The 412-nt window shown below is 65.8% G+C and carries 1 protein-coding gene; it reads left to right on the forward strand.

The window, feature by feature from the left end; all coding sequences use genetic code 11:
- The coding region (locus D9V37_RS19995; RefSeq protein WP_147456018.1) for a DDE-type integrase/transposase/recombinase at positions 1–412 on the forward strand (412 nt) is incomplete at both ends.

Genomic DNA, 412 nt, shown 5'->3' on the forward strand with positions numbered 1-412 from the left:
GGTCCGCGACGCCGGCCATCAGGTTGCCGAGCGCACCGTGTGGCGGATCTGCTCCGAGAACGGCTGGTGGAGCGTCTTCGGCAAGCCTCGCAGTCGCAAGAGGCCAAACGCAGGTGCCCCAGCCCACGACGACCTGGTCCGGCGTCAGTTCCGAGCCGACGCCCCGAACAAGGTCTGGCTCACCGACCTGACCGAGCACCGCACCAAGGAGGGCAAGCTGTACCTCTGCGCAATCAAGGACCTGTGGTCCAACCGCATCGTCGGCTACTCCATCAGCGACCGAATGACATCCCAGATCGCGGTCAACGCCTTGGAGTCCGCGGTTGCCCGACGTGACGGTCAGGTCGCCGGCTGTGTGCTGCATTCGGATCGCGGCGGTCAGTTTCGCGCACGGAAACTGCAGCAGGCGTTG

The organism is Nocardioides mangrovicus, from assembly GCF_003674065.1.
In the GTDB taxonomy this organism is placed as follows: Bacteria; Actinomycetota; Actinomycetes; order Propionibacteriales; family Nocardioidaceae; genus Marmoricola; species Marmoricola mangrovicus.